At 44.0% G+C, this 7,211-nt stretch carries 7 protein-coding genes; 6 read left to right on the forward strand and 1 reads right to left on the reverse strand.

The features are described from left to right. Positions 1–224: 224 nt before the first annotated feature. The 6 genes from G113_RS17695 to G113_RS20765 all read left to right on the forward strand — a co-directional run bounded on the left by G113_RS17695 (position 225) and on the right by G113_RS20765 (position 6,515). Positions 225–815 carry an HNH endonuclease gene (locus G113_RS17695; RefSeq protein WP_005908067.1) on the forward strand — a complete coding sequence of 197 codons (591 nt, stop codon included), beginning with the start codon at positions 225–227 and terminating at the stop codon, positions 813–815. Between the two features lie 167 nt (positions 816–982). Further along, the gene (locus tag G113_RS17700) at positions 983–1,858 is read left to right on the forward strand and encodes a hypothetical protein (protein ID WP_005908068.1); all 876 of its coding nucleotides are present in this window, start codon (positions 983–985) and stop codon (positions 1,856–1,858) included. An 837-nt stretch (positions 1,859–2,695) separates the two neighbouring features. Further along, entirely contained in the window at positions 2,696–3,082 is a 387-nt protein-coding gene (locus G113_RS17705; protein ID WP_005908069.1) for a hypothetical protein, read from the forward strand. A gap of 188 nt (positions 3,083–3,270) precedes the next feature. Next, positions 3,271–3,780 (forward strand): hypothetical protein, encoded by a 510-nt coding sequence (locus G113_RS21210; protein WP_152436098.1) that lies wholly within the window; start codon positions 3,271–3,273, stop codon positions 3,778–3,780. An 829-nt stretch (positions 3,781–4,609) separates the two neighbouring features. Beyond that, the gene (locus G113_RS17715; RefSeq protein ID WP_201765027.1) at positions 4,610–5,581 is read left to right on the forward strand and encodes a DUF262 domain-containing protein; all 972 of its coding nucleotides are present in this window, start codon (positions 4,610–4,612) and stop codon (positions 5,579–5,581) included. A gap of 1 nt (position 5,582) precedes the next feature. Then, on the forward strand, positions 5,583–6,515 hold the full coding sequence (locus G113_RS20765; RefSeq protein WP_083940416.1) for a HEPN domain-containing protein: 933 nt from the start codon (positions 5,583–5,585) through the stop codon (positions 6,513–6,515). Positions 6,516–6,718: 203 nt separating this feature from the next. On the opposite strand, the gene G113_RS17720 is transcribed toward G113_RS20765, so the two are convergent. Next, the coding region (locus G113_RS17720) for a hypothetical protein (protein WP_005908073.1) at positions 6,719–7,211 on the reverse strand (493 nt) is incomplete at its 5' end.

Consider the following 7,211-nt stretch of genomic DNA (forward strand, 5'->3'; position numbering starts at 1 on the left):
GGTGACGTTGTTATCTCCTACGCCGACGGGCTTAGTCAAGGCCATTGGCCTGGTAGCTGCACCTTGCCGCGAGAGATCCAAGCCCATGAGTTCGGTAGCGCTGGCGATTCTTGGTCCGATACTGGCTGGGAGGTTCTCATCGACTGGGAGTGCTCGCAAAGCCAATCCGTCCGAAGGACCACCTGGAGTTGATAGCTCCCCTGCTCCCCTCGAAGAATTCGCCTTTGCAGGCCACTGGGAACGGTAACCAGGGCTGTTACCTTGCCAGCATAAGTGACGAGCTGGGCAATCTGCTGCTCTCTCTAGCCAATGGCGTGAATCCCTTCTTTGCCGATGACATCGAACACCACCAGGCAGAACTGGAAGGCGATGCCATTGAGGCGGACATCAAGGCCTCGGCCCTTGAGAACACAGAGAAGCTACAACTCGTAAAATCTCGCCGTGGCCAGGGCCTCTTCCGCAGTAACCTCGAGGCGATTGAGCCTGCCTGCCGTGTCACCGGAGTGACCAACAAGGCCCTGCTAATTGCCAGTCACATCAAGCCCTGGTCTAAGTGCGATAACAACACCGAGCGCCTGGATGGGAACAACGGCCTGCTGCTCTCCCCTCATATCGACAAGCTGTTCGACCGTGGCTGGATCACCTTCACCGACGCTGGCGACCTGCTGTGTGCCGAGCCCAGCATCGAACAGGCTCTGCTGCAGTGGGGTATTAACCTACCAAGTAATGTCGGCATATTCAGCCCCAAGCAGGCTAAGTTCCTCTCCTATCACCGCGACATTATCTTCAGAGCAAACCCCGCAGTCTGCGCCTGATGTTTCTCATCCTGAGCGGGCGCTTCGCTCCCGCTCCAGCCCCCCCATCAGTACCCACACAAAATATGTGATCCCCTCCTGATATAGAACACAATCAACTCCATTTTTGGTTTCATATGAGATAGCTTGGTCTACAAAGACACATATTTTCATGATCGGAGCCGGCCATGCAGTATGCAAAGTGCACTCTTGATAATAGAAATTGGGAAGCAACTGCATTTGAGCAGCTTCCTGGCGGGGAATTAGAGACAAAGAGAACAAGTCTCGTCTGTACAGAATGTGGTGAGTTTGCCTGGTACAGGAAGAGAAGCATCCATGGCCATCCTCCCCATTTTTGTGCTCACCATGCCGAAGGGTGTGACCTGAAAGTCGAATATATCTCATCGACAGAGAGCAGGGATGATGCAACCGAGACTGCAGATGATGTTGAAAACAATGACACCATCGTCGTAAGGTTGGACAAGGAGAAGGGCGGTGCAATTGACGTTGTACAGACCCAGAATCCCCCCATCCCAGGTCAAGGAGAAGGTGGTCGCAGATTTGTCATCGATGGCCACACCAGGATTTCATCTCAGCAATTTACGCTGCGTCGAATTCTGCATCGATTGGTTAAGAGCGAGGCATTCAGACAATCCACGAGTCGTATCATCTTTTACAGAACCAACGATGAAGTGATGCTTGATGGCCAGGTGAAGGACATTGTAGTTAGCTTTGCAGACATCACTAAAGACAAACACCATGAGAAGATAAACTTCTATTGGGGACCAATCGTCTCAGTTAAGAATACAAAAGATGGAAAAATCTGGCTCAACTCTAGCATGAGCTATAACTCTGCAAGCGTGGCGATCTTCGAAGACATCGCAGATGACTTTATGCAGTTCTTCGAGGTAGAAGAGCTAGATGAATTGCTCGGTGCTTATGTGTTGGTTGCTGGTCGATGTGTATACAGCAATGGTGGGGAAGGAAAACCCGTCATATGGTGCGGTACCAAAAACTATATCTTCGTTAAGAAGTACAAAGACCCATATGTTGAAGATATCTAATAAAGCTGGTGCCGCCACATCTGCGGTACAAAATGTACAGATTTAGTCATCAGTGGACACCGGCCTCAGGCCGGTGCCCTCCCCCAGCCACCGCTTGAACTACCCTGGCCCCCCCATCCCTGGAGAGATAGTGTCATATCAATAAAATCAATCAGATGAGTCTGAATCCTCACTGTACTTTCTGACAGGTACGTAACGCTGCACTGGGTGGTATTGTCTCTCGGGAACAAGTCATTCTGTCTGCTTCTACTTGAGTAAGCACCTTGCCCCACCTGCGGGGCTTTTTTTTAGCTGTCTATCACGCAAAGTGATCGCCAATATCAGTACCATCAGGTTCGTGCCAACGATGCTCATCGTTATGAACCTTGGCACTATCATTCTGCCACCCTCCAAGCTCACCGAGGGGCTAACCTGGATGACCACAGGAAGCCGAGCTGACAGTAGAAGCCTCTTAAGAACCTGCTCAGCTAGTTATGTCACCCCGCCAGTACAACCCTCCCCCTTGGGCAAGAGAGTGTCTCCTTGCCCGTTTGAACGAGCTCTAGCCCCTACCCTCCCTCCAGAAACCTGACCAACCTCAAAAAACAACACGATTCTAGTTAGTTAACTAACAAAGTCCTCACCAATCCCTGCTCGGATGAGTATCATCTCCAGCTGGTTCCTATGTCTCACGCAGGGCCTGCCGATGGCGACATTCTCAACCGCCAGATCACCGGTTAAAAGCAGCAATCTGGGGGGCTGTAACCTAGGGGCGGTAGCCAATTCATTTAACACCCCACTCCCCCCTTCAAAAGCATCACATGGACTTGATGCACACAATCGACAAGGAGCAACCCTATGGGTGAATGGTCAGAGTATTTTGAAGACTTCCCGGAAGAGAACCCGGCGAATTGGGTAAACGGGGAGTTCAACCCTCGCCTGGCACAGGAAATTCGTAATCAAGAGGATCGGCTAAGAGCGACAACCAACAAAGCCCGCTCAGAAATCAACGCAGTGATCATGAAGGCTTGGCTAGAGACCAAATCTAAAGCATTCTTACTGACCGAAGATTGCCCTCAGTGCGGGCTCACCAAGCTGAACACCTACAAGATCAGTGATACGTTCTACCTCTGTGAGTGCCAGGACTGCGGCATCCACGGTAGAGGTGAGACCCACTCTCTAGCGCTAAAGAGCACCTTTGATGCTATAGGCGATGGGCTAGACTGGAGAGATAATGTAATTTAGTTAGAGACATTTTTCATATAAAGCACCATCAATTATTATAACTCCGATAAAAATTCCTAGTCTGCCGCAATTACATTATTACAATATAAAACTTCGTTCTGCATTATTATCTTTCATTTACATTTAGCATATCAAATAACTTAATTTAGCAAATAAATCCATACACATTACAAATAAGATAATACGTTATGTTTAATAACCCATTTTATAAAACAACTAGTGGTTACTATTTGAGAGTTGCCTATGCCTTGTTAGAAAAAAAGAGGTGTGGCGACCATAACAAATTCTCTGTTAAAGAGTTCTCTATACCATACATCAAGAATCTAGAGAATTTTGACTACAAATCCTGCATTGTTTTTACGCCAACGAGAAAACAATTAAAAAATGAGAAGATACCAAGATTAATCGTTGTTTTTGAAACCGCAGATATATTCGATAATGGTAACTGTACCTATCTAGTTACTACCGCACGCAATGACTTTGAAGAGCCCATTAAAGAAAATACACTCCCATATGCTATTTTTGAAAGTTACAGTATTTACGACTTATATGAATGTGCCAGTATAAGGCGTTCTTTAAATAGATTAACTGACAATCCACATGATATACAACTGCATAAGTATATATGTAGAAACTATGCTATCACTCTTTCAGAAAAATTAAAGAAAATCCCAAACGGGAAAAGAAAATGGCAATGATAAAGAGTATGAAAAAATTGTAGGTGATATATTTGAGCTTTTTTTTGATGAATGTGATGCTAAAAGCGAAGCTCAAAAAACTGTCTCTAATGGAAGCTATAGGTTCGATATAACTTATTATATCCCCCCCTTTCAGGATATATTATGGGATGAAATAAGAGTCAATACTAAGTCATCTCACATACTGATTGAGTGTAAAAACTCAAAGGAGGATGGCGAATTAATTAAAGCAGTGAGTCAAATAAATAAATATTTCACATCAACTATGATTGGGAACTTTGCAATAATTACAATAAGAGATAAAAGTGCACGAAAGAAAAACAAAGAATATATAAGAATGTTACAGGATAAAGAAAAGTACATAATAATTTTGGATGATAGCGATTTGACAGAACTCATATTGGAGAAATTTTCCGACCTCGATATGATAATACTCCCAATAGATAATCAAAAATGGGCATTTAAATTTTCACCGATAACAAAACTCTATAAGATGATTATAGACGAACGTCTTGAGATAGCTTGAGAAGCAATCATATCCTCACTCAAACCTGGCACCCTTCTTCGTCCCACAGAAAGAGATACAACATAAAAACAAAACCACGAATGAAATATATTTTTCCTCGCTGCCATGCATTACCAAATCAATTTTTTAACGCTTACCTCTTAAACGCATGTTATATACCTTCAAGCACTAATCTGTTAATATACCCTCAAGATTTGGCTTACTAGGACCTCTAAATGAAAGACATAATAAATAAGTTTACTAAAGCTCAAGATAGCTTAGTCACACAGCAATCAGATTTTTTCTCTATCAGCAATAACTGACATGGTAAATCAAGATTCAATAGATATAGCACCTCATTATCAGAGAAGAGATCGCTGGGATGTAGAAAAACAATCAGCACTCATAGAGTCATTTTTATTAAATGTTCCAATTCCCCCCGTTTATTTGTCAGAAGATGACTATGGAACTTATACAGTAATTGATGGTAAACAAAGAATCACAGCGATACATGATTATTTAATGGGAAAATTTAAACTAAAAGACTTAAAAGCTCTTCCTGAGTTAAATGACTATAATTACAATGACCTACCGGAGCAGCTAAAACGCGTTTTATCAATCCGACCATTCATTCGTGTAATAACATTACTAAAACAGTCAGACTCAAATATTAAGTATGAAGTTTTCCTTCGTCTTAATACTGGCGGAGAACAACTAAAACCACAGGAAATTAGAAATGTAGCATATTCAGGCATGCTTAACGATCTATTGATTGAATTATCGGAAAGTCCATTTCTAAGATTGAAAATGAAAATCACATCTAATAAGTCTACAGCTTATAGAAACATGGATGACGTAGAGATGGTGCTTAGATTTTTTACAATACAGCAAGATTGGGAAAGATTAGGAAAGAAAATATCTATCGCTATGGATGACTTCATGGCCGAGAATAGACATCGAGATACAGAAAGGCTTAGAGATATATTTACTAAGTCACTTAATGCATGTCAAAACATTTGGGGTCAACATGCATTTGAAAAACCTCAAAATGGCGGTTGGAGAGATCAATTGATCGCACCACTGTATGATGCACAGATGGTAGCAGTCTCACTCCTTGACGATGAAAGATTAGAATACTTAGCACAGAATTCTACAGCCGTTCTTTTGGAGACTGTTAAATTGTATTCAGATGATGCAGACTTCTTAAAATCTGTGTCGCAAGCAACTGGCGACACAATAGCAATTAGAACTAGAGTCTCCAAAATGTATGACATGCTAGTAAACATTGAGGCCTAAAATGTCATTAGCTAAAACGGAGTTTATAGTTAGAATTAGATGCTTGAATATTTCAGTTCAATCAGAAGCGACCCTAAATAAGGGCTTGGCGGATGTAGAGCATAATGCAATTGCAAGAATGTTACGTAATGGGCTTGCTGTCGTGGGCTTTGCTGCTTTGGAAGATTTTATCAAAAGAAGAACAGCGGAGGCTATGCAGGAAGTAAGTCTTTGCGCTATTCCATTTAATGCGTTACCTGAAAAGCTTAGATATGCAGCAACTTATGAAATGCTTTCTGCATTAAGCCACCAACTTGGATTAATTCCTAAAGATGATGCCACTGGAAATGCAGATAAAATTGATTACATACAAGGTCAAGCATTAAAAATCGCCTCTACAACTACAGCAAGCTATACTTTGTCAAACCATACATTTGCTCACTCAGCGTCAAATGTCCACAAGGATGTAATTGGGAACATACTCAAAAGCTTACAGGTTGCTGATCCATGGAGGCAAATGACCATAATTTCTGGACATTTGGGATTAGGCTCACACTCTCTTGTTCAACAATATGAAAGCGCCGCGAAGAGACGCCATAAGGCAGCACATGTTGCTTCTGCCGATACTCCTTCGAACGATATAAGTCAATTTGTAAAGGATGCATTTGCGATTGCAATAGGCTTTGATGCGCTTCTTTCAAAAAGCATACAGAAATATAGAGAAAATGCGACTCCACATAATTCGGACATCACAGCAGCAGAAATTAGCATTAGAACCGTTCGGCATCAAAACTCTGCTTGGAAGGAGCACAATAATTTAAATGCTCGCGCATATAGAAAATCAAATGACTTGGCTGTTTTAAGCGCCGCAGCTAAACAGCGCAGTAATACTGCCAAGCAACTATATGTTGAATTTGATGAAAACAGTATTCCGAATGACTGGGAGTGTTATTAACATAATATTTGACAATATATAATAATTGAAACACTAATAACTTAGCGTGTATCACATGGTGATATATAAATAGTTGTAGTTATGTCCTAAAACCGGCCTCAGGCCGGTGTCTTTTCCCTTTTCCTCTTGAACCGCGCCTTAAAGCTTGCACCTGTCACCATAAAGAACTCTGGACCGAATTATTTCGTTCCTTGCCCCTAAAGTTATGCTCCTTTCACGCTTACCCCCTGCCTCGCCTTCTCAACCAGCACCCTCTGCAGCTCAGCAGCGACCTCCTCTGCCGGCACACTGCGATCCCGCAGGTACACCCGTACCTCAGCCTCCATCTCACATACCCGCAGGGACACTCGGCGGCCAACTGGCGCGGTACGGGGGACAGGATTATTCCGCAGAATGGCGGCCCTCACCTCCGCCGGCCGCGGTGCATACTGCCGATCAGCATCCTCCCCAAGCTGCAGCACCGCCTCCCGGATCTGCTGCGCATTGAAGCCCCTAAGCAGACTTCCCCAGGCCAGCGCTACGCCGCGGGCATTGCTGTCGAGCTGGTTAGCACTGGCTGGCCAGAGCCCAGCCATCAGCGGCAGCAGCTCCTCAGCCAGGAATACCGACATGCGAGCACTGACCTGCAGCGCGTCACCTGGCGCGCTCAGGGCGGTTGTCTGGTTAGAGCGGAGTGCTGTCGTCATACGTCCCCCC

Source organism: Aeromonas molluscorum 848, from assembly GCF_000388115.1.
Lineage (GTDB): Bacteria > Pseudomonadota > Gammaproteobacteria > Enterobacterales > Aeromonadaceae > Aeromonas > Aeromonas molluscorum.

Coding starts and splice junctions, on each gene's coding strand:
- G113_RS17700 (WP_005908068.1), top strand. CDS start 983: ATGCAGTATGCAAAGTGCACTCTTGATAATAGAAATTGGGAAGCAACT.
- G113_RS17705 (WP_005908069.1), top strand. CDS start 2,696: ATGGGTGAATGGTCAGAGTATTTTGAAGACTTCCCGGAAGAGAACCCG.
- G113_RS21210 (WP_152436098.1), top strand. CDS start 3,271: ATGTTTAATAACCCATTTTATAAAACAACTAGTGGTTACTATTTGAGA.
- G113_RS17715 (WP_201765027.1), top strand. CDS start 4,610: ATGGTAAATCAAGATTCAATAGATATAGCACCTCATTATCAGAGAAGA.
- G113_RS20765 (WP_083940416.1), top strand. CDS start 5,583: ATGTCATTAGCTAAAACGGAGTTTATAGTTAGAATTAGATGCTTGAAT.